The organism is Plesiocystis pacifica SIR-1 (genome assembly GCF_000170895.1).
Taxonomy (GTDB): Bacteria; Myxococcota_A; Polyangia; order Nannocystales; family Nannocystaceae; genus Plesiocystis; species Plesiocystis pacifica.
This window is the reverse complement of the sequence record NZ_ABCS01000086.1, coordinates 13591-40287: the sequence shown is the minus strand read 5'-3', so window position 1 is coordinate 40287 and position 26697 is coordinate 13591. Positions and strand designations below refer to the sequence as shown.

Below are 26697 nucleotides of genomic sequence, written 5' to 3'. Positions count from 1 at the left end.
TCGGCTCGCTAGCGCGGGTTGAGCGTCTCCAGAGCCATGCCCGCGGGATAGGCCAGCGCGGACTGGCTAGAGCCGAAGGCGCCCTCGTAGCTGTACACCACCGCCCCGAAGGGCTCCTCGCTCGCCGCGACGTGGGCATGGACCGCCGAGAAGGCGCTGCTGATGTCGACGGTCGCGACCTCGTAGCCGCCGACGACCTCGAAGCCCTCGACGACGGCGTTGTCGACCACGATCTCGGCGCCTCCGACGGGTCGAATCACCTGGACGTAGTCCCTGGCGAAGCCGTAGCCTTCGCTGAAGCTGTAGCGCGTCTGAAATTGCTCGACGGGGGGAATCTGGACCATCGCAGGGCCGCCCTCCCCCTCGGGCGGAGGGACCTGGCCGTCGAGATACTGCACCGCCATGAACGCCTCGTCGGCCGTGGCGACGAAGGCCTCCGTCGAGCTGAAGGCGTGGAACTCTCCCTCGTCGAGCACGACCGGGAAGCCAGGCTGGAGAGGGTCGGTGGTGATGGTGACGCCCTCGTCCCCGGCGTAGACGCGCCAGTGCCAGACATCGAGGCCCGCGCTGTCCGGCGCCGTGGCGCACACATAGCTCGTGCCCCAGTACTCGAGGGGCAGCATCAGCTCCTGAAGGTGGTCGCAGGTGCTGGAGTCCGTGGGGATCGACGCGCACTCGTGGCTGCTCAGGAGCCACAGGGGCTCCGAAGCCGCGACCAGGCTGCCCGAGAGGTCGCCCTCGGGGACATCGGGGCCAGCCGACACGTTGAGCACCTCGTAGCGGTCGAGGGTGATCGCAGCCGAGTCGCCCGCGCCGAGCTCGGGAAGCCCCGCGCCCGCGCTCGTCGGCCCGGCGGGGCTCACCACCACCTCGGTCCCGTCGGTCAGCGCGATCATCTGGAACGCGGACTCGAGCTGCCCGTTGCTCCCCGTCTCGAACGAGGCCACGACGTAGTCCCTCCCCAGCCGCGACACGGGCAACAGCATCGAGCCCTCCATCGGACCCGTCCCCGCGCTGGCCGTGGACTGCTGGTACACCTGCACGGGCGTGGTGCTCTGGACGCGGTAGAGGCCGCCGAGCTGCTTGGCGGTCCCCGAGCCGAACGCCCCGCCCGAGATGCCCAGCTCGACGTACTCCCGGCGATCGGGGAGCAAGGTGAAGGGGACGCCCACGGCCTGCTCCCCCTCCTGCCCCAGGGCCGTGTAGTGGATCTGAATCGTCGCCGCCTCGATCCCCGGGTTGGTGATCCACATCCCGTCGGGCTCCCCCCCAAAGTTGACGATGTTGTTGATCCGCCGAGTCACGAATTCGCAGCCCGCGGCGCTGGGCTGGAGCTCGGCGACCGCACACAGCTCCACGCACTCCCCCTCGAAGCAGCCCTCCGCCTCCGGGCACTGCGAGGCCGGGCCGTAGGCCGAGCCGTCCTCGAGGCAGGTCTGGACCAGGTCCGCGTCGGCGCAGATCGTCGAGCCGGGCTGGCAAAAGAGCGCTCCTTCGTCCGTGTCCGTCGAGTCCGTCTCGGTGCCGTCCGTCTCGGACGAACTCTCCTCCGACGATGAGCTCTCCTCTTCCGACGAGCTCTCCTCTTCCGACGAGCTCTCCTCCTCCGACGAGCTCTCCTCCTCCGACGAGCTCTCCTCCTCCGACGAGCTCTCCTCTTCCGACGAGCTCTCCTCCTCGTCGGACGAGGCGTCCGCTTCAGACGAAGTCTCCTCCTCGCTCTCGCCGATCTCGTCCAGAGCCGGTGGATCGTCCTCCATGACACAGCTCGACACGAGAAGAGGACTGAGAGCGTAGATCACACAACAGTAGCGAGACAGAGCGGGCATCCACTCATGCAATACCCGCGGCCCCCCGATCGGATTAACTCAACCCCAATTACCCCTGGAACACGGCGCGGCGGCCTCAGCTCTCGTCGCGCAGCTCGTCGAGCTCTCGCTCGAGCCGCAGCCCCACCTTGACCCGCTCGTGGAAGCGCTCGGCCACGAAGCGCGCCAGGTTGACCATGACCTGGTGCCCCGCCTCGGGGTCCCCAAAGGTCAGAGCCTTGAGCGCCGCCCCATCCAGGGCGATGACCTTCGAGGGGATCAGCGCCTTCGCGCTCGCGCTGCGCCCGTCCTCGGGCGAGCTGAGCATGGCGATCTCGCCGATCAGCTCCCCCTCGCTGGCCACGTCGACGCTGCGCGCGTTGACGAAGATCTCGAAGCAGCCCTCGAGCACGATGTACATCTGCTGGGAGCTGTCGCCCTGCTCGAACAGCGCCTCGCCGACGTCGTAGACCTGGCCCTCGCCGCGGGCGAGGAGCTCCTCGACGACGCCGTCGCGCAGGCCGTCGAAGAAGGACCAGCGCTGCACGCCGCGTCGATAAAAGCGCTCCTCGTAGGTGCTCCAGCGCGCGTCCTCGGGCATGGGCGAGGCGAGCTCGTCGACGAGCTCGTCGACGAAGGGCGTCAGATCCACCCGCGGGCGCCGGGCGAGCACGAAGTGCTTCCAGGCCGAGGCCACGAACAGGGCCCCCGCGCGCTCGAGGTAGGCCGTGTCCGAGGGGATGATCACCATGGGCACGGCCGGGCCGTCGAGCTCCTGGCGGACCTTGGCGCCGTAGCGGCGCGCGCCGAACACCCGGCCCGCGGCCGCGGCCAGGCCCGGGTGCACGGTGAAGAACAGCGCCTGGGCCCCCGCCTCGAGGATGAGGTCGAAGGCCGCCCGGAACAGCGCCGCGACCGGCAGGTGGTCGCGACTCCCGAGCTCGGGGTGGGCGACGATCATGTCGAGCTCGGCGACGCAGGCCTGGGCCAGGCCTGGCAAGCGCGCGAGCTCGAGGGCCGCGCGTCGCTGGGAGGGGACCTCTCCCGGCTTCCAGATCCGCAGCCGCGCCGTCGAGTCGAGCTCGCCGCCGTAGAGGCTGCCCGAGTACAGGTGCGAGACGCCCTCGGCCTCGTCCTCGTCGGTGTTGACCTGCTCGTCGAAGGGGTCGATGCCCGCGACGTCGACCCACCCGCGCTCGTTGACCATGACCGTGTGCCGGAAGCGGTACACGGCCGTGCGCGCGCGCTCGGAGTCCGCCACGCGGACGATGGCGAAGCGAGTCTCGGGATCGATCAGCGACAGGGACACGGGGCTCGGAGCTCAGCGGGCAAAGAGGAAGCGGGGATGCCGCAGCCCACAGAGAGTAGCCACACCGAGACCTCCCCGTCCATCGCCGAGATCAACCCAGCGTCCGTGGCCCGTGCCCCCTTGACCCTGAGAGCGACCCTGAGAGCGACCTCCGGTTCACTCCCCGTCGGCGTCGCTGCCCGAGTCGCCCCCGAGCAGCGCCGAGACCTTGGCGTCCACGCCCTCGCGCGCGGCCTGCCGGGCGGCGATCTTGGCCTCGATCTCGAGGTTCGTGGTCACGTCGGCGAGCAGCTCGTCGACGGCGAGCTTGGCCAGGGCGTCGATCTGATCGCCGAAGCGCGCCTGCCACTGGCGCTTGGCCGCGTCCTTGAGCAGCTCGCGGAAGGCCTCCCGGGTCACGCCCTCGGCCTCGGAGTAGAGCACCTTGCTGATCTCGAGGTCGAGGAAGTCGGTGTTGCCTCCGCCGCCCCCACCACCGTGGTCGTCGTCGTGCCCGTGCTCGTCTTCGCAGTGCTGCTCGTCCGCCATGGCCGGATGCTAGCAAACTCCACCGCAGTTTTTGCCCCCGCGTGTGTTCCGCCCCGTCCCCGTGGATGCTGCGAGGGCAGCGAACTGTGGCCAAGGCGAGACGCGTGGGGCATGCTCGCTGAGGTGGATCAGCGGCTCTACATGCGCCTCTACGAACAGCTGAACGAGGGTCGCCACGACTCCGCCGTCGCCGACGAATGCGCCCGGAGCATCGGCGCCCCCGCCTACGTCATCCGCGGCATGAGCCGGGCCCGGCGTCACCTGTGGGCGGGGGCTCGCGCCGACTTTGGCGAGGCCCTCGCGCGCAACCGCAGCGCCCCCCGCCCCGCCGGCCTGGTCGACTTCGTCGCCGGCGTCGGCAGCTTCATCGCCCGCGACTACACCCAGGCCCTCGACGCCCTCGGCGAGGCGGCGCGCTGCAATCAACCGCGCATCCAAGCCCGGGCCCGAGCCCTCGCCAGCGACTTCGCCGACGCCCTCGGGTGGGCCGCCGCGCGCCGTCGCCTCGCGCCCGCAGACGAGGCCGAGGTGCACGCCTCGACCGTCGACGAAGCCCTCGCGCTGCGCTTTTGCGGCGCCCCCGAGCGGGCCGCCGAGGCCCTCGACGCCCTCGCGCCGAGCGACGCGCCCCCGAGCCCCGAATGGGTCGACGCCCGGGTCCGGGTCGACCTGCTGCTCGGCGACGCCGCGGCCGCCCACGCCCGGGTCGAGGCTCTCTCCCCGAGCTTGCGCGAGTCCGTCCAACACGCCCGCGCGCTCTTGGCCCTCGAGCGCGGCGAGGCCAAGGCGATCATCGTCCGCACGGCCCAGCCCCGACCCGCCGACGACGGGGACGAGGCCGCCAACCCCGACGACGCCGCCACCGACAGCGATCCCGCCGCCCTCTACCTCCGCGGCCGCGCGCTCATGCTCCTGGGCGAGCCCGGCGAAGCGGCGCGCACCCTCGAGGCCGCCCGGGTGCTCACGCCGACCTCGGTGCCGATCCTCCTGGCCCTGACCCTGGCCCGCTACACCGTCGACCCCGACACCTTCCTCGAGGACTTCGAGCGCCGCTTCGAGACCCTCGCCGACTGGGCGCCGACCCTGCTCGGCGACGCGGGCGCGGCCCTCGGCCGCACGCTGTGGACCGACAACGGCCTGCTCGCCGACCGCCACGGCTGCGCGGCGCTCTTGGCCCGCGCGCAGGAGCTGCTCGTCGACGACGGCGAGCTGGTCCACGCCAGCTACCGCCACCCCAGCTCTGGCGAGCTCCGCCACCTCCCCCGGGTGAGCCTCAGCGGGACCACCCACGACCACCTCCACGCCGACGACGGCCCCCGCCTCGCGCAGATCGAGGCCCTGTTCGTGCGCGCCCTGGGCATCCACCCGCCCCGGCCCACGCGCCCAGACCCCGGCAGCTCCGAGGCCCGCGCCCGCAGCCGCCGCAGCGAGCCGTGGACGCCCCAGTTCCTCGACGCCGAGCAGATCGAGCGCTTTTTGATCGACGGCTACCTCGTCATCGAGGGCGCCTTCGACCCGGCCGTCGCCCAGCGCTGGCGCGAGGGGGGCGAGCGACGGGTCCGCGAAGATCCCACGCGCTGGGTCCGGGGCTACGACCCCGAGCACCGCGCCGGTCGCCTCGACGACTTCGAGATCGCCCGCCCCTCCACCTGGTCCTGGCCGCGCATCGAGATCCTCGGCGACGAGACCCTCGACATCGCCGAGCTCAGCCCCAAGGGCTGGGCGGCCATCTGCGACATCCTCGGCGGCCCCGATCGCATCAAGACCAAGACCTGGAAGAACTACCTGATCCTCAACCTGTGCGGCGACGCCCACCTCGGCCAGGTCCCGCCCGAGCCCCACTGGAGCAGCTGGCACATCGACGACCCCGGGCCGCTGACCCGCCTCGACGCCATCCGCAACGGCCTGGTCTGCATCACCGTCGTGTCCGACCTCCAGCCCCTGTCCGGCAACACCTGGCTCGCCGTCGACTCCCCCCAGCGGGTCATCCACGAGCTCGCCCACAAGCCCGGCGGCGTCGACTTTGCCAACAACCGCGGCACCCACATCACCAAGCAGTGCGCGCGCTTCCACGAGGTCAAGGGCAAGGCCGGCGACCTCTACATCACCCACCCGCTGATGATGCACTCGAGCTCGCCCAACGCCAGCGGCCGCCCGCGCTGGATGGGCAACCCCATGGTCTACCTCGAGCGCCCCTTCAACCCCTTCCGGCCCGCGGCGCAGCTGAGCCTGGTCGAGCAGAGCATGCGCCGCGTGCTCGAGGACACGGGGACGATGGAGCGCTGGGTGCAGCGCTGATGGCGAGGACGCGCGCGTTGGTGGCCGGGCTCGTGCTCGGGCAGAGCCTGGGCTGCACCGCGAGCGCGCCGCCGTCCTCGTCCACGCCGGCGCCTGCTCCGAGCCCGTCCGCGATCCGGGTCGAGCCCGTCGAGCTCCCCCCCGATCAGCCCCTCGGCGGGGCCGACCCCGCGGTCGACGAGGTCCTCGAGATCCTCGACCCCGTCTGCCGACGCACCCTCGACGAAACCCGCGAGGGCTTTCGCCTGCACCGCTGCCACCCGAACAGCCACGGGCCCCTCGAGGTCGACGCCGACGCCGAGCAGCTCGAGCCCGAGGTCGAGGCCCTCCTCGACGAGCTCGTCCGCGCCGCCGAGCTCGATGAGGCCGGCATGAAGGCCGTCGTGCTGCTCGAGGGCGGGCCGGGCGTCTCGCGGGTCCGCGACGCCCTGCTCGAGCGCGGCTTGGGCTGCGACCAGATCTACACCTGGCCCAAGAATTCGAGCGATCGGGTCACGCTGTTTTATGTATGCCCGATCTGCTGCCTCCTCTAATGCGGCGAGGCCCAAAGATCAATTGTGTGAACCCCACATTCGGCGAGCGCGAGTACGCCATACCGCCCCGCCCCCTCGAGCGGCTCGATATCGGCCCCGAGCTGCCTCCACGTGCCCAATCCGGCGAGCCGGCCGGTTTCGTGTTCCCAACCCGACTACACTAAACACCACATTAGCCAATCGAAAGACACAGAATTTAAATATTGGATCCAATTGTTCAACCTCCACACCTCGTCATTGCCCAATCGAGGGCAAACACCAACGAACACAGACGAGGAACAAGAACAATGGCTCTCATGCAGATTTACTACCTGATCGATCCCGCTGGCCTCTCGAACGGCGGCACCTTCGGGAAACCCAACCCCTACGGGGGCGGCCACCCGCCGATCAAGTACGGCTACCGCGGCCAGGCGCTGCACGACGGCGGCGGGGATACGCCGGTGCCCGTCATGCAAGGCGACAGCGTCAACATCTACGCGATCCAGGCCGGGAGCGCCCCCGACCCCCGCCTCGAGATGGCCCCGGTCCGCCTCATCGCCATGAAGTGGACGCCGACGGGCCGCCCGCAGCAAGACGCCAACGCGGCGCTCATGACCGGCGACCAGCCCCCGATCGGCCGGCTCACCTTCGCCGTGCACGACATCCACGCCTACCGCATCGACTACGTGCGCGACACCTTCAACGACTGGACGAACAACGACAGCGCCTTCAGCCCGTGGGCCAACGGCGGCAGCAACTCGGGCGAGGACGCCCGGGTCGACCGGCCGTCCATGACCCGGCCCTACATCACCTTCGAGGTCGGCCAGGAGGTCACGGGCGTGCTCCAGTACGGGCTCGAGCTGCACTCGTGGCGCGAGGGCAACAGCCAGGGCTCCGTGTGGTGGGACCCCAAGCTGCAGATCAACCCCTACAGCTGATCGGCGAACCAAAGAATCGAGTCCCGAGTCCAAGGCTGGACTCGGGACTCCGGACTGTTTTAGCCGTCGTGGACGACGCCACGCCCTCCCAGCCCCACGTCCACGACTCGGGACTAGTAGCTGATGCCCGCGCGCTCGTAGAGGTGCGCCAGCAGCCACATCGGGCCGATCAACAGGAACTGCAGGTCCTCGAGGAAGGACGGCTTGGCGCCTTCGATCTTGTGCCCGATGAACTGAACGATCCACGCGCCCACGAAGATGGCCGCGGAGCTCAGCCACAACGGAACGGGCAGGATCGCCAGGGCGTGGACGGCCGCGAGCATGACCACGCTGACGACGACCATGCCGACGGCGAGGGGCCGGGACAGCATCGCGTAGTACACGACGGCGAACACCAGCAAGACCATGGGCCAGCTCAGCCACGGGCTCTCGAAGGGGCTCGGGATGCTGGCCAGCAGGCCGAGCAAGCTGATCATGATCAGCGGGATGCAGATCCAGTGGATCGTCTTGTTGGTCGGGTTTTGGTGGCTCGCCCCGTAGGCGTCCAGCCACTCCTGTGTGGTCTTCATGTCGCGCTCTCCTCGCTTTGGGGTCCGATCAAAAATCCAATCAACATCGTCGCCAGGGCCTCGGCGTGGGCCACATCGGCGGCCTCGCCCGTGGGCGCGCCCGGCTCGGCGGGCCACAGGTCCTCCCAGATCAACGCCTCGCGCAGGTAGCCAGCGGCCATCAAGAAGGCCTGGCGAACGAGGAGCTCTGGGGGCGGCCCGGGGCGAAGCTCGTCGCGCTTGCTCAGCCACACCGAACTCGCGCGCTCGAGCAGCTCGGCGTTGAGCCGGCGGGTGTGCTCGCCAAAGGCCGCCCGCCGCCGCGCCTCGACGATGGTCGCCCGGATCGCCCCGGGTCGCTGGCGGTGCAGCGCGACCATCTCGCGGGCGTTGAGGCGCAGGGTCTGCTCGAGGCTGTGGTCGGCGAAGCGCTCCGGGGTGAAGGCCTCGTCGATGAAGCTGCGCACCCCCGCGTAGAAGCGCTGGCGCAGGTGCTCGAGCAGGTCTTCCTTCTTGCCCACGCGGTCGTAGAAGGTCCCGATGCCCACGCCCGCCCGGGTGCAGACCTCCTGCACGGTGATCTCCTCGAAGGTCTTCTCCTCGATGAGCGCGTCGAGGGCCTCGACGATGCGCTCGAGGCTCCGCTGACTGCGGCGTTGGCGCGCGGGACGGAGCTTGGCGGGCTGGATGGACATGGCTCGGCCAGAAACCGAAACTGAGTTCGGATTCGGTTTTGTATTTAGAACGGCGTCGAGGCGGCGTCAAGCCCAAAGTCGCGCCCAAAGCGCGCAACAGTCGCGCTCAGACCGGACGCCGCGCCACGATCCACACGTGGCTCGGATCGTCGTGGCTCGTCCCATAGAGCGGCCCCAGCACGTGCCACGGCCCCTCGACCACGGGGTGGGGCTCGACGTGGATGAGCTCCAACCCGGCCCGACCCAAGAGCGCCGTGACCCCGTCGACCGTGGCGATGCGCAGGTGATCGTGCTGCTCGTACATCGAGTCGGCCTCGATCTCGGCGTCGGCGTCCTGGTCGGCGGTCCACACCCGCGCCCAGCGGCGCTCGTGGACCCGGCTCTCGAGCGAGATGATCGTCGCCTGGCGGCCGAGCTCGACGACGCGGCCGTCGCTCAGGGTCTCGCGCCGGAGCAAGCGGCGACCAAACACGGGCCACATCGAGAGCAGGTTGCGGTGCTCGACGATGACCAAGCCGCCGGGGCGGACCGCCTTGCGCACGCGCCGGAGGGCGTCGAGCTGCCCCTCTTCCGAGGGGATGAGGCTGAGCAGGCCGCGCATGAGCAACACGGCGTCGTAGTCCGCCTCGCTCCGGATCGTGCGCACGTCTCCATGGTTGATCCGGGTCGACAGGCCCGCGCTCACGAGGCGCTCGCGGCAGCTGGCCACGGCCTGGGTCTGGGCGTCGAGGCCCGTGACCCAGTAGCCGCGGCGCAGCAAGGGCACGAGCAAGGTGCCCAGGCCGCAGCCGACCTCGAGGAGCTCGCGGACCTCGATGGAGGTCAGCGAGTCGAAGGCGGCATCGAGGGCCGTGAGCTCGTCGGACAGGACCTTGCGGCCGACGTCGATGGCCGTCTCGAAGCCTCCGCCGATGCTCAGCTCGAGCTGTGCGATGGCGTGCCCCGCTGCGAAGTCGCGCTCTCGAGAGTCCGAGGAGACGGTCGACCGAGCCATCGGCGCAGCCTACCGCCCCCGAGGCGCGAGCCCAAAGCCATGCCCGGTGACATGAACATGCAACTCGAGCTGCATATATGCAAGCATCGAGCTTCCTCGCTGCCGCGATGGAGGCGCGGTCCAGAGCGCCCCCCGAGACCGAAGTTGAGCCATTTGGTGGGCCTCGCGCGTGCATCGTCGACTGCATGCGAGTTTTCCCACTCCGCTCTTGGCCGATGATCGAGCGCATGGGCGTTGGCGATATGCGGGTAAGGCTGTAGCGTGCGCGGGTGCTGCTCCACCAACTCGAGGGCGAAAAAGTCGGTATCTGCGTCTCCGGCGGGCTCGACAGCAAGACCGTTGCGACTCGGCTGATCCAGGCCGGCGTCGACGTCATGTGCTTCACCGCCGACCTCGCGCAACCGGACGAGGAAGACATCAACGGCGTGATCGAGAAGATGCGCCCGACCGGCGCGACGACCATCGTCGTCGACCTCAAGGACGCCATGGCCGGCGCCTGCTTCCGGATGATCCGGACCCAGGCCATGTACGACGGCGGCTACTGGAACACCACGGGCATCGCCCGCGCCGTCACGGTCAAGGGGCTCATCGGCGCGATGAAGGAGAACGGCTGCACGGTCCTCGCCCACGGCGCGACGGGCCGCGGCAACGACCAGCTCCGCTTCGAGCGCTACACCAACGTGCTCGCCCCCGACATGAAGGTCTACGCGCCCTGGCGCGACCCCCAGCTGCTCGAGCAGTTCCCGGGCCGCAAGCAGATGATCAGCTTCCTCGCCGAGCACGGCATCGAGGTCCAAAGCGGCCCGCGCAAGCGCTACTCCACCGACGCGAACCTGGCGGGGCTGTCCCACGAGGCCGAGGACCTCGAGGACCTCGACACGCCCATGACCATCGTCGAGCCGCTGATGTGCGTGTGGCCCCAGCAGGCCCCCGACGAGGTCGAGTCCGTGACCCTGCGCTTCGAGGAGGGCAACTGCGTGGCCATCAACGGCGAGTCCCTCGGCCGCTACGCGTGCATGGTCAAGGCCAACGAGATCGGCGGACGCAACGGCATCGGCCTGCGCAACGCCCTCGAGAACCGGATCATCGGGACCAAGAGCCGCGGCGTCTACGAGTCCCCCGGCCTCGAGCTCCTCGGCTTCGGCCTGCGCGCGGTCTACCAGGCCGTGATGGACCGGCGCTCGACCCAGCTGTTCCACACCATGTCGCAAAACTACGCCCAGCAGATCTACGACGGGCGCGTGTTCGACCCCCAGGCCCGGGCCATCCTCGCCGCCGTCGGGGTGCTCGCCGAGTACGCCACGGGCACCGTCGAGCTGGGCCTGTACAAGGGCAACATCTACTTCAAGGCCCTGCGCGACTGCCCGCACACCCTCTACAACCCCGCGGACGCGTCCATGGAGGCCAGCGACGGCCTCAACCCCGTCAGCTCCCAGGGCTTCGTCGAGGTCCTGAGCGTCGAGGCCCTCGCCCTGGCCAAGGCCAAGCAAATCTGACAGCCTGCTCGCAGGCGCTCTCTTGCCGGACAAGCAACGCAAGCGACAACAGACTCGGGCCGGCCGCAGCGGTCGCGGCTCGAGTCGTCGCGCGCGCTCGCTGCAGCTGGCCGCCGGAGCCGAGGACGACGTCGCCGGCGAGCCCGGGGTGCTCGTCGCCCACCACGGCGTCGCGGTGGACGTGCGCCTGCGCGGCGGCGAGCGGCGCCCGGTCAAGGTCCGGCGCAGCTCGGGGCACGTCGTCGGCGATCGCGTCGAGGTCTTCGGCGAGCGCCTGCGCCGGCTCGAGCGCGACTCGGAGCTGCGCCGCCGCGACGCCATGGGCCGGGTCCACGTCGTCGCCGCCAACCTCGACGTGCTCGGCATCGTCGTCGCCCCCAAGCCCGGCCCGCCCGCGGGCTTCATCGATCGCGCCCTCGTGTCCGCGGCCAGCTCGGGCATCCAGCCCCTGCTGATCGTCAACAAGGCCGACCTCGACGGCGCCGGGGCCCTCGTCGCCGCCGTCCGCCGGACCTTCGTCGAGGGCCCCGGCGGCGTCGACCTCCCCCTGCTCGAGGTGTCCGCCAAGACCGGCGAGGGCCTCGAGGCGATCTTGCGCTTTTTGGCCCAGGGTCCCCACCGCGGCGCCTTCGTGGGCACCTCCGGCGTGGGCAAGAGCTCCCTGGTCAACACCCTCTTGCCCGAGGTCGAGCTCGAGGTCGGGGCCATCAACGAGCTCTCCGGCCTCGGCCGACACACCACGACCACCGCCACCCTCCACCCCCTGTCCGGCGGCGGCGAGCTCATCGACACCCCCGGCTTTCGCGACTTCGGCCTCGTCGACATCGGCGTGCGCGAGCTGAGCCGCTTCTTCCCTGGCTTCGCCGACATCCTCGGCACCGACGCGAGCGGCCACGACTCCAAGCACGCGTGCCGCTTCAACGACTGCCGCCACCTCGTCGAGCCCGGCTGCGCGATCTTGGAAGCGGTCGCCGAGGGCGCCCTCGCGCGGGCGAGGTGGGAGCGCTACCGCGACCTGCTCACGGAGCTCGAGGCGCTGGCCTAGCCTAGCTCTCGGGCACCCGAGCGAGCCAGTAGCCCGGCCTACGTCGCGCGTGCATGAAGGCCAGAACGACGAGCTCGTCCGCGATCCGGATGAACACCACCGAGTATGGAAAGCGCTTGATGAAAACGCGTCGAGCAGGCACCTCGACACCAGGCACCGGCGTGCTCACATCGGAAATGCCGCGATGCGTGACACAGCCTCATCGGCCGCATCGATGAACTCACCGCCGAGGCCCGCACGCTGCTTCTCGTACCATCGCGCCCCAGCGCCGAGCTCTGCCTCAGCCTCCGGCTCGATGCGAACGACCGACATCACAGCTGACGCCGCAGCTCGTCCCGAACCTCTTCCCAGCGACGCCCCCGGCTTCCATCTGCCAAGACTCGCCGCGCACGACGCTCGATTTCAGCGGCCCAAGCAGCGTCAGCGTCGGCGTCGGGTTCGCCGTCGAGGCTCGCCAGGAGCTGAGCGGCCAGTTCTGCCCGCTCACTGGTCGACAGCTGAAGTGCGGTGCTGAGCAACGCGCTGGCTCGTTCAGTCACGAATCTCAGCTTATCGGGGAGCCAGTGCGGGGGCAAGTCACGCTGCTGGCCAGTAGCCTGATCTGGAGCCGGCTGCTCGAACCGCTCATGAAGACCGCATGAACCACAGCGGCTCCGCAGCCGCCAGCCCCTCGCGCCCGTGCGGCGCGTCCATCCACCCAAGATCCACCTTCGCCACGATCCGGTGCGGGTTGATGTTGTAGTGCGAGCGGTAATAGTGCTCGCGCGTCTGCTCGACCAAGTTGCAGGCGCGGATCACCGGCCACGAGACCATCTCGCGCACGTAGGCGCTCAGCGCCGGGTAGTCGCGGATCCGCCGACGCCCGCACTTGAAGTGGATCGCGTAGACGAAGTCGAAGCGCCACAGCGTGGGGAACACGATCACGTCGGCGAAGGTGAAGCGCTCGCCGAGCATCCAGCGCTGCCTGGACAGCAGGGCCTCGAGGCCGTCGAGGGCCTCGAAGATGGCGTCGACGGCCTGCTCGTAGACCGCCTGCTTGGTGGCGAAGCCAGCCTTGTAGACGCCGTTGAGCAGGGGCTCGTAGAGGGCCTGGTAGCGGGCGTCGATGGCCTCGCGCAGGTCCACCGGCAACAGGTCGACCTCGGGGTGCTCGGCGAGCTCGCGGAAGCGATCGTGGAGCAGCGGGACCATCTCCCACGACTCGTTGTGGAGCACGGCCTGGTCCCGCGCGTCCCACAGCATCGGCGTCGTGCTCTTGGAGTCGTGGCGCGGGTTGCCGAGGAGGTAGACGTCCTTGAGAGTCGGCTGCCCGTGGAGGGGATCGGGGTAGGCCTCGCTGAACACCCAGCCGGTCCGCTGGGTCGCCTCGTCGATCACCCCAAACACGGGGTCGCAGTCGATATAGCGCACGGCGTCCTCGAGGCCGAGCATGAACAGCAGCATCTTGACCCGCGTCGCCCACGGGCACGCGTGGGAGCCGTAGACCACGTAGCGCCCGGCCTCGGCGGTGGGCGGCGGGCTGCGGTAGGGCGAGCGCGAGCGCTGAAAGCCGTCCGCGTCCATGTCCGTCTCCCAGCTCGCCACCTCGGGGGGCTTCGACGCGTCTGCCATCGTCCCCACTGTGCCACCGCGCGCGGAGCTCGGGACCGTGGGCTCCCCCTTTCGGGGAGTCCGCTCCGTCAGCAGCCCTCGAACTCGTAGCTCAAGGCGCCGCAGTAGACCGCCGTGAACTCGCCCTCGAGGGTCCAGCCGTCGCCGAAGAAGATGGTCCCGTGCATGGTCGGCGGGTCCTCGGGGTCGACGGGGTCGAAGAGCTTGTAGTTCTCGATGAGCGAGAAGCTCGCGAAGCCCAGGCTGTCGCCGCCTTGCGTGCGCAGGTTGATCCCGCCGCCGCCCTTGCCGGTCCAGCCGTTCTCGGGGTTGCAGTTGCCCAGCAGCACCCACTCGAGGGAAGGCAGGGGCAGCGCGCCGCCCTGGGCCCCGCGCGGGAGCTCGGCCACGGCGGCGGCGAGGGCCTCGGGGGTCTCGGTCACCACCAGGGTCGGCGAGAGCGGCTCGCCCTCGCAGGTCAGCCAGCCAAAGTAGGCGTACTGCCCCGAGAAGGGGCCGTCTGGGGTCTCGCCGACGATCGAGGCCGTGGGCGCGCCGGGATCGACGATGCAGGTCTCGTAGTCGATGACCTCCGGCCCCAGGGGCACCTCGGGCCCGGTCTCGCCGGTGCCCTCGTCGTCCTCTTCGAGGGAGTCCGCCCAGTCGTCCGCGCCCCCGTCCGTGCCGGTCTCGGTGCCCGTCCCCCCGGCTTCATCCGCAGGCTCGGGCGGGCTCGTGCACGCCGCCGCGAGGCCGAGGCAGCCTGCGAGCAGCAGCGAAGAACGAACCATGGGCGCGCGCGCCATGGCGCCAAGTTTAGCTCAAGCCCGGGAGTAGCCGCCGAGCCAACCCTCGACGAGCTCGTCGACGAAGGGCTCGAAGTCCAGCTCGCGGCAGCCGTGGCCCCCGAGGCCTCGCTGGTGGAGCAGCGCCATCAGCACCGGCCCCATCAGGCCCAGGGCGGCCGTGCGCACGTCGGCAATTTCCAGCTCATCACGGGCGATCCAGATCTCGAGCATCTCCTCGACGAGGGCGAGCATGGGCTCGAGCAGGTTCTCGATGTAGACGGGCCCGAGGCTCTCGGAGCCCAGGCCCTCGGAGATGCCGCTCGAGTGCAGGCCGCCGAGCTGCTCGGGCGTCCACGCCTCGATGATCTCGAGCAGGAGCGAGCGCAGGCCCATGCGAACGGGCAAGTCGGTGAAGCCGAGGGCGCGGCGAATGTAGGGCTCGCCCGCCGCCCCCATGGCCTCGAACACGGCCTCGAGCACACCCTCGCGCGTGCCAAAGTAGTGGCGCAGGTTGTTGACGCTGACACCCGCCGCCTTCGCCATCTCGCGCAGGCTCGGGCGCAGCGGAGCGGCGCGCATGACCACCGGCGCGATCAGGCCGATCATCCGCTGGCGCTTGAGCTCATGGTCCGCGTTCTTCGCTCCGTAGGTGCGCATCTGAGGGTTTCATGGCACAGCGACACCACAAAATCCAGCGCGCAACAGGTTTCTAAGCCACACTTCACTACATGGGCGGGTCCGCGATCCCGAACGGTGGATCGGTCGAGGAGCGCATTGGCCCGTGGCATCGACCCTGAAGACCGAGGGCTCCGTCCTCTCTCGAGAGCCTGAGGCCTGCCGAGAACGGGCGTGAAACACGGGTTTCGGGCGCAGCTCGTCTCCGCCCACCATCCCCACCCCCCAGCCAGGCTCGCACTCGGCGCACTCCCCTCGCCCGATGCCCGCGTCCGCGGGAGGGATCGATCTCACCACCCAGGTCGCGCCGACGCTTCGGGCTCCTCGAGCTGCCCGCCCGAGCACACGCCGCCTTCATCGTGCGCGTCGAGCCGAACCGGACCCGCGGCCCGGCCCATGGCGACCTCGCTCGCGAGCGCCTCACACCCAGCTGGAAACGAGCGCCCGAGCACTCCGGAGTCTCGCTCGGCGCCCGAGCTTCTCCGTGGACCTCCCCAGCGCTCGCGGGTCATCATGGGCGACGGTGAGTGCGGTCCAGTACAACAAGAGTCGCGGCTACGACACAGCCGTCGTCCAGCGGATCCAGCGAACCGTCGGGGTCGAGGCCGACGGCAAGTGGGGCCGGCGGACGGTCGCCAAGATCAAAGACTGGCAGCGCAGCCGGGGGGTCGCGGCAGACGGCAAGGTCGGGCCCGGGACCCTCGCGCAGTTCGAGGCGCTGTGGGCCAAGGACGCGGAGCCCGAGGGCGACGAGGACCTCGACGATCGCGGCGACGACGAGGCCCTGCCCGAGGCGGAGGTCGACGACGACGACGCGCCCCCTGCCCGGGCGACCGTCGAGGTCGGCGAGGACGAGTCGGCCTACGCCTACTTCGACGCCGACGTCGACATCAAAGAGGGAGACCGGGGCGCCCACGTCTACGCCCTGCAAAACGACCTGTTCGCCTTTGGCTTCGAGCCCGGGCGCCCCGACGGCAAGCTCGGCCGCGGCGGGCTCAGGGCCCTCCAGGGCTTCCAGATCGCGGCCGCGACCCCCGACCGCCTCCGCGGCTACGCCCGCGTGAAGGTGCCGGTGACCTACACCGGCGGCAGCACTCGGGTCGTCGACGCGGCCACCCGGGCCGAGATCCGCCGGTGGAAGGAGCAGGGCCTGCGCTGGCAAGACCCGAGCTCGGACTTCGCCGAGCGCCGGGTCAAGGTCAAGGACTACGCCCCCATGCCGCGCAGCTCGGCCCTGCTCGTCGACATCCCCGCCGTCCGCGCGGGCAAGACCAAGCGCCTGCACAAGCTCGCGGCCGAGGCCCTCGCGGCCATGTCCAAGGCCGCCGAGGAGGCCGGGCACCCCGCCCTGGGCATCCAGAGCGCGTGGCGAGCCCACCGCTGGAAGTCGCGCAAGCACTACGAAGAGCAGATGGTCAAGCGCTACGGCAGCGTCCAAAAGGGGCGCCGCTACGTGGCCTACAACTCGCCCCACGAGACCGGCCTGGCCATCGACATCGGCGTGGGCGGGCTCGAGGCCAAGAGCAAGACCATCCCCCAGCAGCGCGAGACTGCGCTCTACAAATGGCTCGTGGTCAACGCCTTTCGCTTTGGCTGGCGGCCCTACAAGCGCGAGCCCTGGCACTGGGAGTTCCCCATCAGCCTGCGCGCCTGGGAGACGGGGCTGTCGGACTGGCGCCTGAGCGACGATTGAGTCGTGGGCGTGGGGCACGTCGTCCACGGCGACTAAAGTAGACACAGCGGAGCGCCCGTCCGCCACGGGCTTCGCGTATCATCCTCGCCATGACCGAGGCGGAGGAGGACAAGCCCAGCCTCCAGCACACCGTCGACGCCCCAGGCGTGGAGGTGTCGGCCTTTGACGCGACCGAAGCGGGCGAGGACGACCCGACCCGTGACCCGCTCTCGCCAAGCACCCTGACCCGCCTCGAGCCCGGGGCGCCCATCGGCCGCTACGTCGTCCTCGGCCGCATCGGCGTCGGCGGCATGGGGGTGGTCTACGCGGCCTACGACGCCGAGCTCGACCGGCGCATCGCCGTCAAGCTGATGCTCTCGCCCCGGCGCGGCCGCGGCTCCCAGGGCGCGGCCCGCCTACTCCGCGAGGCCCAGGCCATGGCCCGGCTGAGCCACCCCAACGTGATCACCGTGCACGACGTGGGCACCCACCAAAATGGCGTGTTCGTGGCCATGGAGTACATCGAGGGCGGGACCTTGCGCGACTGGATGGACGCCGCGCCCACGGTCCCCTCCGCCGCGAGCATGAGCGACGCGGCCGGAGCCGAGGCCCGCCGGGCCCACCCCTGGCCCGAGGTGCTCGCGCGCTTCCTGCCGGCGGGTCGGGGCCTCGCCGCGGCCCACGGCGCCCAGCTGATCCACCGGGACTTCAAGCCCGCCAACGTGCTGCTCGGGCGAGCCAGCCCGGCCCCAGCCCCCAGCGAGGAACAAACGCGGCGAGAGCGAGCCTCGACCCTGGGGGCCCCCGGGGCGCCCATCCGCGTGGCCGACTTTGGCCTCGCCCGCCAGGCCGACGCGCCCGCGGACCCCGACGAGGAGCCGCCGTCGAGCGACGGCATGACCACCGTCGAGACCGTCGACCGGAGCACGCCCATGCACCTGCTGCGGGCGACGAGCCAGGCCCGCGACCCGAGCCGGGCGCGGACCGACGAGCCCGAGACCCTCGACGACGACTCCCTCGACCTCGACCCCGAGCTGCGCATGCTCCTCAACCGAGGCTCGCGCGCGGGCGAGAGCCTCGGCCTGTCGGCGCGCCTGACCAAGACCGGCGCGCGCATGGGCACGCCCGCGTACATGTCCCCCGAGCAGTACGCCGGCGACGAGGTCGACGCCCGGGCCGACCAGTTCGCGTTCTGCGTCGCGCTCTACGAGGCCCTCTACGGCCAGCGCCCCTACGCCGGCGACAACCTCCACGCCCTGATGTTTGCGATCCACCACGGCGAGCTCGCCGAGCCCCCCCGGGGCTCCGACGTGCCCAGCTCGATCCGCCAGGCCGTGGTCCGCGGGCTCGCCCTCGACCCCGAGCAGCGCTGGCCGAGCATGGACGCCCTGCTCCAGGAGCTCAGCCACGACCCGCAGATCCACCGGCGGCGGGTCGCCCTGGGCCTGGGCCTGGCCCTGGCCTTCGTCGGCGCCGTGGCCCTCGCCTTCGCCAGCGGCAGCGCGCGCGAGCAGGCGCCCCGCTGCGTCGACTCGGCGAGGGCCTTCGCCGGCACCTTCGAGGCCGAGCAGCGCGCGGCCATCGAGGCCCGCGCCGAGGCCCTCGGCGACCGCTGGACCGCGACGACGCTGCGCAACCTCCTGCCAGCCCTCGACGCCTGGGGCGAGGACTGGCAGGCCGCCTGGGTCGACGCCTGCGCGGCCACCCACCTGCGCCACGAGCAGAGCGCCGAGCTCCTCGATCGCCGCATGCTCTGCCTCGAGCGCCGACGGCGACGCTTCGCCGGCTTCGTCGAGGGCCTCGCCCGCGCCGACGAGGACCACATCGAGGACGCCTCCAAGCTCCTCGACGCCGTCGGGGACGTCGACGACTGCGCCGACCTCGACGCCCTCGAAGCCCTCGTCCCCCTGCCCGCCGACCCCGAGCGGCGCGCGGCCATCGAGGCCATCCAGACCAAGCTCGACCGCGCCGAGGCCATGACCTACGACGGCGACTTCAAGCGGGCCGAGTCGATCCTCGACGCCCTCGAGCCCCAGGTCGAGGCCCTCGACTGGCGACCCCTCGGCATGGAGCTGCACTGGGTCCGGGGGCGGGTGCCCTTCGAGGACGACGCCGCCCGCGAGGCGAAGCTTCGCCAGGCCCTGGCCGACGCCATCGCGATCAACGACGCCCGCAACGCGGCGCGCATCGGCACGACCCTGGCCAGCCTGCTCAAGGACGGGGGCGAGCGCTTCGACGAGGCCCTCGACATCCTCGCGCTGGTCGAGGCCTTCGCCGACCGCCTCGGCGGCGACGGCATCATCCTCGGCGGCGTGGAGATCGAGCGCTCCAACATCTACGCGCACAACGGGGAATACGAGCTGTCCCTCGCCGCGGCCGAGAAGGCCCTGGCCATCCGCGCGCCCATCTACCCCGCCGACAACGTGCGCATCGGCGACTGCCACTTCACCATCGCGCTGGCCTACTACCGGCTCGGGCGCTTCGACGAGGCGTCCCGCGAGTTCGGCCGGGCTCGGGCCGTGTGGGCCGACAAGATCGGCCCCGACCACCCCCGCACCCGCTCCGCGCTGACCACCGAGGGCGCCCTCGCCCTACAGCTCAACCGCTTCGACGAGGCCAAGCCCCTGCTCGAGGAGTCCCTCGACAGCACACTGCGCGTGTTCGGGCCCGATCATGTCAAGACCTCGAGCGCCCGGGCCAACCTCGCCGTGCTCTACTCGAGCATGGGCTTGGTCGAGCAGGCCAAGCCCCTGCTCGACCGCGTCCTCGACCACTACACCGAGTACTACGGGCCAGATAGCGTCTGGGTCGGCCACGCCCTGGCCAACCGCGCCATGGTCCTGTCGGCCCTCGGCCAGCACGAGGCCGCCTTCGCCGACGCCGATCGGGCCTTGACCATCGTCCGCGAGGCCATGGGCGAGGACCACCCAGAGCTGTCCATCGCCTGGATGATCCGCGCCTCCACCCAGCGCGCCGCCGGCAAGCTCGACGCCGCCGAGGCCGACTACCAGGCCTCCCTCGCGCTCATCCTCCGGACCGCCGGCGCCGACTCCCTCAGCCTCACCGAGGTCTACCGCGACCTCGCCCGCCTCGAGCTCGCCCGCGCCCAGGCTGAAGCTGAGGCCGAGGGCGCCGAGCACCTCGCCAAGGCCAGCGCCTGGCTCGACAAAGCCGACGCCCTCCCCAAGGGCGAGCGCCCCGATCAGATCAGCAAGGCCCACCTCGCCTTCCTCCGCGCCCAGGTCCTCGCCGCCGACGAGCCCGCCCGCGCCCGGGAGCTCGCCGAGCTCGCCCTGTCGCTGCTGCGCGCCCACGGGGACAGCCGCGAGCTCGGCCGCGCCGAGGTCGAGGCGTGGCTGGCTGGGCTGGACTAATCCAGCCCGTCCAAGAACTCGAGCAAGGCCTCAGCCCAGCGCCCTGGGTCCTCGAGCATCGGAAAGTGCCCCAGCCCCTCGAGCCAGCGCAGCTGCGCTCGGGGCAGCTCGGCCGCCAGGCACTCGGCGATGGCCGGGAGCGCGATGGGGTCGGCGCGGCCCCACAGCACCAACGCGGGGACCTGCGTGCGCCGCAGCCCCTCGCGCCAGCGCGCCCAGAAGCGGCGGCGCTCGTGGAGGTAGCGGGACAGATCGGCCAGGCGCTCGCGGCCGCCCGCGCGCACGTTCCCCGCCCACATCGCCTCGATGTCCGCGGGGTCGAAGCGCGCCCGCGAAGCTGGGGCGAGGGTCTTGCGGATGCGGGCCTCGAACAGCGCCCGCGGGCCGACGCGGGCGAAGGCCCGGGCCACCGGCAGCGGGCCCGCGAGGAGCTTTTGCGGCCAGGTCAGCGACGCCAGCTCGAGGTTGACGCTGCCGTTGCACAAGATCACCGCGTCGAGCTCGGGCGCCCCCGCGACGGGGCTGAAGGCTCGGCGCGCGAGGATCTCCGTGACCACCGAGGTGCCGTAGTCGTGGGCCAGCAGCCGGGCCCGCCGGACCCCCAGCTGCCGCCACAGGGCCAGGGCGACCTCGGCCTGCTCGAACAGCGAGTAGCCGTACTCGCCCTCACCACCGCCCAGGCGCGGCTTGTCGGACAGGCCGAAGCCGAGCTGGTCGTGGGCGATGACCCGGTGGGTCTGGGCCAGGCGATCGAGGACCCGGTGGAAGTCGTGGCTGGAGGTCGGGAAGCCGTGGACGAGGAGCAGGGTCGGCGCTTCGTCCGTGCCCGCGCGGGCCTGCGTCGGGCCGCGCTCGACCACGAACAGCCGGCGCCCGAAGCCCTCGAGCTCGAGCTCCCGGCCCCGCGCCTTCCACTCGGCCAGGCTCACTCGGTCCCGCCGAGCAGCAAGTGGCGCTCGCACCAGTCGGCCAGGGCCAGGGCCGTCTCCTTGAGGATCTCGTCGTCGAGGGCCTGCCCCGTGGCCTCGCAGGCCCCAAACAGGGCCTCGCGCAGGGTCTGCCCGGCGAGCAGGCGCTCGAGCATGGCCGCCAGCCGGGGCTCGAGCTCGAGCTCGCGGACCTTGCCCTTGGCGTCGCGGAAGATCGCCACCGCCACCTCGCGCTGCTCCGGCGCCTCCTCGGGGCCCGGCTCGGCGGGGACGCGGTGGACCGCCCACGCGTAGCGCTGCACCGAGGCCGTGGCGTTGCACGCGACGGCGCGCTCGAGGTCGATCTTGGCCTCGCTGGGCGCCTCGACCACGCGCGGGTCGTTGCGCAGGCGCCAGCGCAGCGCGCCGTGGGCGGCCAGCGGCGCCAGCCAGGGCGGGAGCGCGTCGTCGGCCGCCCAACGCTCGACGGCCCAGTCCGCGAACTCGCCGACGACGTCGCGGAAGATGCCCGAGCGCGGCCCCTCGACGTCGATCCACGCGTCGACCTCGGCGTGGAGGCGCTCGCGCCCGAGCACCGCGGCGGCCGGCCCGATCAGCTTGCGCACCGTCCGGCGCAAGCGGCTGTGGACCATGCGGTGGTAGGCGAACAGGCGCCCTGGGCCGTGGGCCAGCATCGCCTCGCGGGTCGCCGCGTCGAGGCCCAGCTCGGCCAGGCCCGCGTCGGGGTCGGCGGCGACGGCCTCGAACACGGCGGGGTCGCGGAGCACCGTCGAGAACACCCGGATGATCGCCTCGTGGTCCATGGTCGGGTCCGCTTCAGGCGACATCGCTGGCCTCCACCGAGCGCCGCGCGAGGGCCTCGTCGTAGTTGGTCTGCAAGCGCGCGACCTCGTCGAGGAGCTCGCCCAGCGGCGGGATGTCGTCGTCGCGCTCGAGCAACACCGGCACCGGGCCGATGCGCTCGACGACCTGCTGCATCAAGCGGTGCACCGTCGGCGAGGCGGTCGCGCCGTGATCGTCGAGGAAGAAGTCGAAGCGCTTCCAGTGGGTGTGCCCGGCGACGTGCAGCTGGACCACGCGATCGAGGGGGTAGGCCGCGACCATCTCGTCGGGGTCGAAGCCAAAGTTGCGCGAGTTGACGTAGACGTTGTTGACGTCGAGGAGCACGCCGCAGTCGGCCTCCTCGCACACCAGGGTCATGAACTCGGCCTCGCTCAGCTCCGAGGGGCCCATGGGCAGGTAGTAGGAGATGTTCTCCAGAGCCATGGGCCGCTCGAGGCGATCTTGAGCCTCGCGGACCCTCGCCGCGAAGCGCCGAGCCGAGGCCTCCGTCAACGGCACGGGCAGGAGATCGTGGAGCACCTCCCGGCCCCCGTCGCCGCCGGCCTCACAGGTCGAAAAGCACAGGTGATCGCTGTGCCAGGCGCCGCCGTGGACCGCGAGGAAGCGGCGCAGCTCGGCGAAGTAGTCGTCGGAGAAGGGCTCGAGGCCGCCGAGAGACATCATCAAGCCGTGGGTGATCACCGGGACGCGCTCGGCCACGGCCTCGAAGAGATCCCGGTTGACCCCGCCGCGCTGCATGTAGTTCTCGGGGCTGATCTCGACAAAGGCGACGCGCTCGGCGAAGCCAGGCTGTCCGTCCGTGCCGTCGAGGCTCGTCTTGGCGTCGCGCAGGAACTCGGCGCGCAGGCCCAGACCGACCCCCGTGGGCGTCGCGGCGGTGTGAACTCGTTGGCGGAGGGAGGGCATGATCGCGGGCGGAGCTTAAAGCAAAACAAAGGCCCAGGGCATGACGCCATGGGCCTTTGTTTTTGCGGCCCGAAGACCGCGGGTGAGAGCAGCAGCCTTACTCGGCGGCGGCTTCCTCGCCCTCGGCGGCGTCGCCCTTGCACGAGCCCTCGCCCTCGGCGGCGTCGCCCTTGCACGAGCCCTCGCCCTCGGCGGCGTCGCCCTTGCACGAGCCCTCGCCGTCGGCGTCGCCCTTGCACGAGCCTTCGCCGTCCTCACCCTTGCACGAACCCTCGCCCTCGGCGGGAGCCGCAACGTCGCCACCCTCGCCAGCGGCGTCGGTGGGGTTGGTGGTGTCCTTCTTGTCACCGCAGCCGGTGAGGGCGAGGGAGCCAGCGCTCAGGATGGCCAGGGTGGCCACGATGTCCTTGAGGTTTGCCATGTCTTTCTCCTGATCCTTCGTCGGTAGCCCCGGCAGATGGTTGTTGCACGCGAACGAGGTTCGTCGGTGGGGGATGGCCGGGGCGCTGAGATTGGCCGCATGGATATCATGGTCTGCGGTCTAGGTCACTGAACAACTGTCTGGAAATCGTGCAAAGCTTCGCACGCGTGCTCAATCAATTTCTCAGCTAGCGGACGCTCATCAGGGCGCGGACTCGAAGCCCGAACCACTACTCGGACTTCTGGGTGAGCTGAGGCCCGAGATTTTCTTTTGGTCGGGTCCTAACGAAGCCACCGTTCGCAAACAGATTGTCCCGAGTTGTCACTTCGACGAGGGGAGAAGAGTCGAGATGGACCTCTTTCCCGTCCACACGGACAGCCAGACCCTCGAGCTCGCGCAGTCGCGCGGGGATGCTCCGAGCGCGCTCGTGGGCGGCCATGATCTCGAGCGGTGAGATCTCACGATCGAGTTCACCAGCCGCGTGCCAGCCCTGGACCTGGCCCTCGAAGCCCTCGAAGAGCGCGCTCGCTCGCGTATGGCGCTCTTCGGGGACCAGCCGGACCTGGGCGCGCATCAGCTCGTCGAGGGAGTGGCGACCCCCCGAGGCCTCGCGCAGCTGCATGTCGAGGTCGTAGGCGACCGCGGCCCCGCCCCAGTAGACCCGGTTGTAGCCGCCGTAGCGGCGCATGTTGTCGCTCGACTCCAGCAACGTCCGCGAGCTCCGACGGGCGCTGCGAAAGCCCGAGGCGATGTTCTTCAGGGCCCGGCGCGCCTGCTCCTCGGGCTGGTCCCAGTGCTCCGGCGAGCCCATCACGCCCAGGCGCGCGCGCAGGATCTCCGTGTAATAGGTGACGAAGCCCTCGGACATCCACGGGTCGCCGATGAGCGGCATGCCGAAGTGGAGGAACTCGTGGACCGCGACCCACTCGCCCACGAGCCTTTCGGCCTCGGCCTCGACGTTGACCATGAGCATGGCCGAGGCCCCGCCACCTCGCCGGGCCATGCCGAAGTAGACCGGGGAGTCGCCCCAGGCGGACCAGGGGAGCGCGACCACGGCGACGTGGTCCCGAGGGAAGCGGCCATAGAGGGTCGCGGAGGTCTCCGCGGCGACGGTGATCCAGTCCTGCAGGTCCGACTCGTCGAGGGTCGCAAAGTCCCCCGCGAGGCCGTCGCGGCTGTCGCCGAGCACCGCGACCTCGAACGCGCAGTCGGCCGCGCGAAAGCGCAGGGGCTCGGAGCGGGTGAAGGCCACCCACGCGTCCCAGCGGAACGCGCTGCCGCTGAGCACCCGGGCGCCCTCGGGGCCCTCGGCGGGGTCGATCGCCGGCCAGGGCGCGGCGGCGTGGATGCCCTCGGGCAGCTCGAACTCGACGGTGGCGTCGACCCCCGCGGGGACCTTCGCCGGATGCCACAGCCAGCTCCGCGGCGCCGCCATCACGCCGTTGCCCCGGCGCAGCTTGTCGCGGGCCGAGGAGTTGGTGAGCCCCTCGAGGTCGATGACCAGGTCGACGCAGCCGGCCTCGCCGAGGGTCTCGACGACCAAGCCCCCGCGCTCGCGGGCGAGCTCCGGGCCGCCCCGGACCCGGGCCGAGCGCAGGAAGGGCATGGAGCCGGGCTCGGCCGCGAGCCGCTTGGGCCGGGGCCCGTCGATGCACAGGCCGAGCTCGAGCTCGGTCAGGGCCTCGTCGACGGCGACGGTGTAGCGCCACCGCTGACCTGGGCCCGAGGCTTCGCCCTCGAGGGCGAAGGTCTCCAGCGCTCGCCTCGGCGAGTGCGTCGGGCCGTTCACGCACCCTCCCGCCAAGGGCGAGGCCGACCCAGCGAGCACCGAACACAACACGACGCTCCGAGGAGCCATCCGCCGAGCTTGCACGACTTCAGGCTAGCAGTCTCTGGATGCCGGCTCGCCCCCCCACCCCGTACCATGTCGCGGTGACCCCCCCATCCTCCGAGGTCAGCCGCGCGCAGGCGTGGGGAACCCTGCTGATCCTCACCGCGATCAACTTCCTCAACTTCATCGATCGCTACGTCCTGTCCTCGGTCGTCGACAGCATCAGCTCCGAGTTCGTCCTGAGCGACGCCCAGGCCGGCCTGCTCGCGGTGATGTTCATGGTCGTCTACACCGTCGCGTCGCCCTTCATCGGCTTCCTCAGCGACCGCAGCATCCGCAAGTACTTCGTCGCTGGCGCCGTCGCGCTGTGGAGCCTGGCGACCGTGGGCAACGCCTACGTCGAGGACTACGAGTCCATGCTCGCCATGCGCGCCCTGGTCGGCATCGGCGAGGCCGGCTACGCCGCCGCGGCCCCCGCGATGATCTCCGACGTGTTCTCGCCCAAGGAGCGCGGGCGCAAGCTGGCCTACTTCTACCTGGCCATCCCCATGGGCTCGGCCATCGGCTTCATGCTCGGCGGGGCCATCTCCGCCAACGCCACCGAGTGGTTCGGCCCCGGCTTGTTCGAGTTCCTGCGCCTCGACGCCTTCCCGGCCCCGGGCTGGCGCCTCGCCTTTTGGATCGCCGGCATCCCCGGGCTGATCTTCGCGATCGCGGCCGCGGTCATGCGCGAGCCCGTGCGCGGGGCCATGGACACCCCCGAGTCCAAGGCCGAGGCCGCGAGCCAGCTCGGCCCCAAGCAGGCCGTCAAGCGCCTGTTCGCCAGCCCCGCGTGGCGCTACGCGACGGCGGGCATGACCTTGCTGACCTTCACCATGGGCGCGCTCGCGTTTTGGGGGCCGACCTTCCTGATCCGCGTGCACGGCTACGACGAGGGCGCGGCGGGGACCGTGTTCGGCGGAGTTACCGTCGTCGCTGGCCTGATCGCGACCTTGCTCGGCGGCTTCCTCGGCGACCGGGCCTACGCCAAGGGCGCGGGCGGCTACCTCAAGGTCAGCGGCTGGGGCCTGGTGTTCGCCGGCCCGGCCCTCGCCCTCGTCCCCGTGTTCGGCGCGCCGATCCTGGTGCTGATCCTGATCTTCGCCGCCGAGTTCTTCATGTTCCTCAACACCGGCCCGATCAACGCCGCGGTCGTCGGCGGCGTGCCGAGCAACGTGCGGGCCAGCGCCATGGCCCTCAACGTGCTGTTCATCCACACCTTCGGCGACGCGGCCTCGCCCTACCTCGTCGGTCTGCTCTCGGACTCCACGGGCCCGGCCCTGGTCGCCGCGGGCATCGGCGAGAACGCGGCAGGGGCCGGGCTGAGCCTCGGGATCATGCTCTCGGCGATCCCCGTATTCCTCGGCGGGGTGTGGCTGCTGCGCGGCGCGAAGTACCTCGACGGGCTGCCCGACGGGATGACGGCCAAGGATCGCTAGCCAGGCTCCCGCGGCCAGG

At 70.9% G+C, this 26697-nt stretch carries 23 protein-coding genes; 8 read left to right on the top strand and 15 right to left on the bottom strand.

The genetic code is table 11. From position 1 onward, the window contains the following. Positions 1–8: 8 nt before the first annotated feature. The 3 genes from PPSIR1_RS31345 to PPSIR1_RS48520 all read right to left on the bottom strand — a co-directional run bounded on the left by PPSIR1_RS31345 (position 9) and on the right by PPSIR1_RS48520 (position 3645). On the bottom strand, positions 9–1760 hold the full coding sequence (locus tag PPSIR1_RS31345; protein ID WP_006975254.1) for an IgGFc-binding protein: 1752 nt from the start codon (positions 1758–1760) through the stop codon (positions 9–11). 145 nt (positions 1761–1905) lie between these two features. Beyond that, positions 1906–3117: a Crp/Fnr family transcriptional regulator gene (locus PPSIR1_RS31340; RefSeq protein ID WP_006975253.1), complete on the bottom strand. Its 1212-nt coding sequence runs from the start codon at positions 3115–3117 to the stop codon at positions 1906–1908. Between the two features lie 156 nt (positions 3118–3273). After that, positions 3274–3645: a hypothetical protein gene (locus tag PPSIR1_RS48520; RefSeq protein WP_006975252.1), complete on the bottom strand. Its 372-nt coding sequence runs from the start codon at positions 3643–3645 to the stop codon at positions 3274–3276. Between the two features lie 111 nt (positions 3646–3756). On the opposite strand from PPSIR1_RS48520, the gene PPSIR1_RS31330 reads away from it, so the two are divergent. The 3 genes from PPSIR1_RS31330 (at position 3757) to PPSIR1_RS31320 (ending at position 7393) form a co-directional block, all read left to right on the top strand. Next, complete coding sequence (locus PPSIR1_RS31330; RefSeq protein WP_006975251.1) at positions 3757–5943, top strand: phytanoyl-CoA dioxygenase family protein; 2187 nt, start codon at positions 3757–3759, stop codon at positions 5941–5943. Next, on the top strand, positions 5943–6476 hold the full coding sequence (locus tag PPSIR1_RS31325; protein WP_006975250.1) for a hypothetical protein: 534 nt from the start codon (positions 5943–5945) through the stop codon (positions 6474–6476). Before PPSIR1_RS31330 ends, PPSIR1_RS31325 begins: the two co-directional genes overlap by 1 nt. A 296-nt stretch (positions 6477–6772) precedes the next feature. Continuing rightward, on the top strand, positions 6773–7393 hold the full coding sequence (locus tag PPSIR1_RS31320; protein ID WP_045117138.1) for a hypothetical protein: 621 nt from the start codon (positions 6773–6775) through the stop codon (positions 7391–7393). 113 nt (positions 7394–7506) lie between these two features. Here the strand turns inward: PPSIR1_RS31320 and PPSIR1_RS31315 are convergent, their stop codons facing one another. The 3 genes from PPSIR1_RS31315 to PPSIR1_RS31305 form a co-directional block, all read right to left on the bottom strand. Continuing rightward, positions 7507–7962 carry an Mpo1 family 2-hydroxy fatty acid dioxygenase gene (locus PPSIR1_RS31315; protein WP_006975248.1) on the bottom strand — a complete coding sequence of 152 codons (456 nt, stop codon included), beginning with the start codon at positions 7960–7962 and terminating at the stop codon, positions 7507–7509. Beyond that, the gene (locus tag PPSIR1_RS31310) at positions 7959–8636 is read right to left on the bottom strand and encodes a TetR/AcrR family transcriptional regulator (protein WP_006975247.1); all 678 of its coding nucleotides are present in this window, start codon (positions 8634–8636) and stop codon (positions 7959–7961) included. Before PPSIR1_RS31310 ends, PPSIR1_RS31315 begins: the two co-directional genes overlap by 4 nt. 106 nt (positions 8637–8742) lie before the next feature. Next, positions 8743–9630, bottom strand: a complete 888-nt coding sequence (locus PPSIR1_RS31305) for a class I SAM-dependent methyltransferase (protein WP_006975246.1) — start codon at positions 9628–9630, stop codon at positions 8743–8745. 269 nt (positions 9631–9899) lie between these two features. On the opposite strand from PPSIR1_RS31305, the gene argG reads away from it, so the two are divergent. Both argG and rsgA read left to right on the top strand, forming a co-directional pair. Continuing rightward, positions 9900–11126 (top strand): argininosuccinate synthase, encoded by a 1227-nt coding sequence (argG, locus tag PPSIR1_RS31300; RefSeq protein WP_006975245.1) that lies wholly within the window; start codon positions 9900–9902, stop codon positions 11124–11126. 22 nt (positions 11127–11148) lie between these two features. Then, the gene (gene rsgA, locus PPSIR1_RS31295; protein ID WP_006975244.1) at positions 11149–12171 is read left to right on the top strand and encodes a ribosome small subunit-dependent GTPase A; all 1023 of its coding nucleotides are present in this window, start codon (positions 11149–11151) and stop codon (positions 12169–12171) included. A gap of 311 nt (positions 12172–12482) precedes the next feature. Here rsgA and PPSIR1_RS51350 read toward each other — a convergent pair whose 3' ends face one another. From PPSIR1_RS51350 to PPSIR1_RS44380, 4 genes are all read right to left on the bottom strand, one after another. Next, complete coding sequence (locus PPSIR1_RS51350) at positions 12483–12710, bottom strand: addiction module protein (RefSeq protein ID WP_086001870.1); 228 nt, start codon at positions 12708–12710, stop codon at positions 12483–12485. Between the two features lie 85 nt (positions 12711–12795). Continuing rightward, positions 12796–13782 (bottom strand): glutathione S-transferase C-terminal domain-containing protein, encoded by a 987-nt coding sequence (locus PPSIR1_RS31290; RefSeq protein ID WP_006975241.1) that lies wholly within the window; start codon positions 13780–13782, stop codon positions 12796–12798. Between the two features lie 68 nt (positions 13783–13850). Then, a complete protein-coding gene (locus tag PPSIR1_RS31285) occupies positions 13851–14567 on the bottom strand; it encodes a hypothetical protein (protein WP_006975240.1) in 717 nt (238 codons plus the stop codon). 15 nt (positions 14568–14582) lie between these two features. Next, positions 14583–15206 (bottom strand): TetR/AcrR family transcriptional regulator, encoded by a 624-nt coding sequence (locus PPSIR1_RS44380; RefSeq protein ID WP_006975239.1) that lies wholly within the window; start codon positions 15204–15206, stop codon positions 14583–14585. 541 nt (positions 15207–15747) lie between these two features. On the opposite strand from PPSIR1_RS44380, the gene PPSIR1_RS31275 reads away from it, so the two are divergent. Next, positions 15748–16917 (top strand): M15 family metallopeptidase, encoded by a 1170-nt coding sequence (locus PPSIR1_RS31275; protein WP_006975238.1) that lies wholly within the window; start codon positions 15748–15750, stop codon positions 16915–16917. An 89-nt stretch (positions 16918–17006) separates the two neighbouring features. Further along, positions 17007–20270 (top strand): serine/threonine-protein kinase, encoded by a 3264-nt coding sequence (locus PPSIR1_RS31270; RefSeq protein ID WP_006975237.1) that lies wholly within the window; start codon positions 17007–17009, stop codon positions 20268–20270. Here the strand turns inward: PPSIR1_RS31270 and PPSIR1_RS48515 are convergent. The 5 genes from PPSIR1_RS48515 to PPSIR1_RS31245 all read right to left on the bottom strand — a co-directional run bounded on the left by PPSIR1_RS48515 (position 20267) and on the right by PPSIR1_RS31245 (position 25158). Further along, on the bottom strand, positions 20267–21199 hold the full coding sequence (locus PPSIR1_RS48515; protein WP_006975236.1) for an alpha/beta fold hydrolase: 933 nt from the start codon (positions 21197–21199) through the stop codon (positions 20267–20269). The two genes, PPSIR1_RS31270 and PPSIR1_RS48515, sit on opposite strands and share 4 nt — an antisense overlap. Beyond that, positions 21196–22026 carry an HvfC family peptide modification chaperone gene (locus PPSIR1_RS48510; protein WP_006975235.1) on the bottom strand — a complete coding sequence of 277 codons (831 nt, stop codon included), beginning with the start codon at positions 22024–22026 and terminating at the stop codon, positions 21196–21198. The genes PPSIR1_RS48515 and PPSIR1_RS48510 overlap by 4 nt, the downstream gene beginning before the upstream one ends. Continuing rightward, the gene (locus PPSIR1_RS31255; RefSeq protein WP_006975234.1) at positions 22016–22948 is read right to left on the bottom strand and encodes an MbnB/TglH/ChrH family RiPP precursor modification enzyme; all 933 of its coding nucleotides are present in this window, start codon (positions 22946–22948) and stop codon (positions 22016–22018) included. Before PPSIR1_RS31255 ends, PPSIR1_RS48510 begins: the two co-directional genes overlap by 11 nt. A 97-nt stretch (positions 22949–23045) precedes the next feature. Next, on the bottom strand, positions 23046–23369 hold the full coding sequence (locus PPSIR1_RS48505; RefSeq protein ID WP_006975233.1) for a hypothetical protein: 324 nt from the start codon (positions 23367–23369) through the stop codon (positions 23046–23048). 229 nt (positions 23370–23598) lie between these two features. Then, positions 23599–25158: a hypothetical protein gene (locus PPSIR1_RS31245; RefSeq protein ID WP_006975232.1), complete on the bottom strand. Its 1560-nt coding sequence runs from the start codon at positions 25156–25158 to the stop codon at positions 23599–23601. A 143-nt stretch (positions 25159–25301) separates the two neighbouring features. Between PPSIR1_RS31245 and PPSIR1_RS31240 the strand changes: the two genes are divergently transcribed. Continuing rightward, positions 25302–26678 carry a spinster family MFS transporter gene (locus tag PPSIR1_RS31240; RefSeq protein ID WP_006975231.1) on the top strand — a complete coding sequence of 459 codons (1377 nt, stop codon included), beginning with the start codon at positions 25302–25304 and terminating at the stop codon, positions 26676–26678. The last annotated feature ends 19 nt before the right edge of the window (positions 26679–26697 follow it).

Excerpts from the sequence above, each read along its gene's own strand:
- PPSIR1_RS31325 (WP_006975250.1), top strand. The coding sequence starts at position 5,943 with ATGGCGAGGACGCGCGCGTTGGTGGCCGGGCTCGTGCTCGGGCAGAGC.
- PPSIR1_RS31310 (WP_006975247.1), bottom strand. The coding sequence starts at position 8,636 with ATGTCCATCCAGCCCGCCAAGCTCCGTCCCGCGCGCCAACGCCGCAGT.
- PPSIR1_RS31255 (WP_006975234.1), bottom strand. The coding sequence starts at position 22,948 with ATGCCCTCCCTCCGCCAACGAGTTCACACCGCCGCGACGCCCACGGGG.
- PPSIR1_RS31315 (WP_006975248.1), bottom strand. The coding sequence starts at position 7,962 with ATGAAGACCACACAGGAGTGGCTGGACGCCTACGGGGCGAGCCACCAA.
- PPSIR1_RS31285 (WP_006975240.1), bottom strand. The coding sequence starts at position 14,567 with ATGGCGCGCGCGCCCATGGTTCGTTCTTCGCTGCTGCTCGCAGGCTGC.
- PPSIR1_RS44380 (WP_006975239.1), bottom strand. The coding sequence starts at position 15,206 with ATGCGCACCTACGGAGCGAAGAACGCGGACCATGAGCTCAAGCGCCAG.
- PPSIR1_RS31270 (WP_006975237.1), top strand. The coding sequence starts at position 17,007 with ATGACCGAGGCGGAGGAGGACAAGCCCAGCCTCCAGCACACCGTCGAC.
- PPSIR1_RS31320 (WP_045117138.1), top strand. The coding sequence starts at position 6,773 with ATGCAGATTTACTACCTGATCGATCCCGCTGGCCTCTCGAACGGCGGC.
- PPSIR1_RS31330 (WP_006975251.1), top strand. The coding sequence starts at position 3,757 with ATGCTCGCTGAGGTGGATCAGCGGCTCTACATGCGCCTCTACGAACAG.
- PPSIR1_RS31305 (WP_006975246.1), bottom strand. The coding sequence starts at position 9,630 with ATGGCTCGGTCGACCGTCTCCTCGGACTCTCGAGAGCGCGACTTCGCA.
- PPSIR1_RS48520 (WP_006975252.1), bottom strand. The coding sequence starts at position 3,645 with ATGGCGGACGAGCAGCACTGCGAAGACGAGCACGGGCACGACGACGAC.
- PPSIR1_RS31345 (WP_006975254.1), bottom strand. The coding sequence starts at position 1,760 with ATGGAGGACGATCCACCGGCTCTGGACGAGATCGGCGAGAGCGAGGAG.
- PPSIR1_RS31290 (WP_006975241.1), bottom strand. The coding sequence starts at position 13,782 with ATGGCAGACGCGTCGAAGCCCCCCGAGGTGGCGAGCTGGGAGACGGAC.
- PPSIR1_RS48505 (WP_006975233.1), bottom strand. The coding sequence starts at position 23,369 with ATGGCAAACCTCAAGGACATCGTGGCCACCCTGGCCATCCTGAGCGCT.
- PPSIR1_RS48510 (WP_006975235.1), bottom strand. The coding sequence starts at position 22,026 with ATGTCGCCTGAAGCGGACCCGACCATGGACCACGAGGCGATCATCCGG.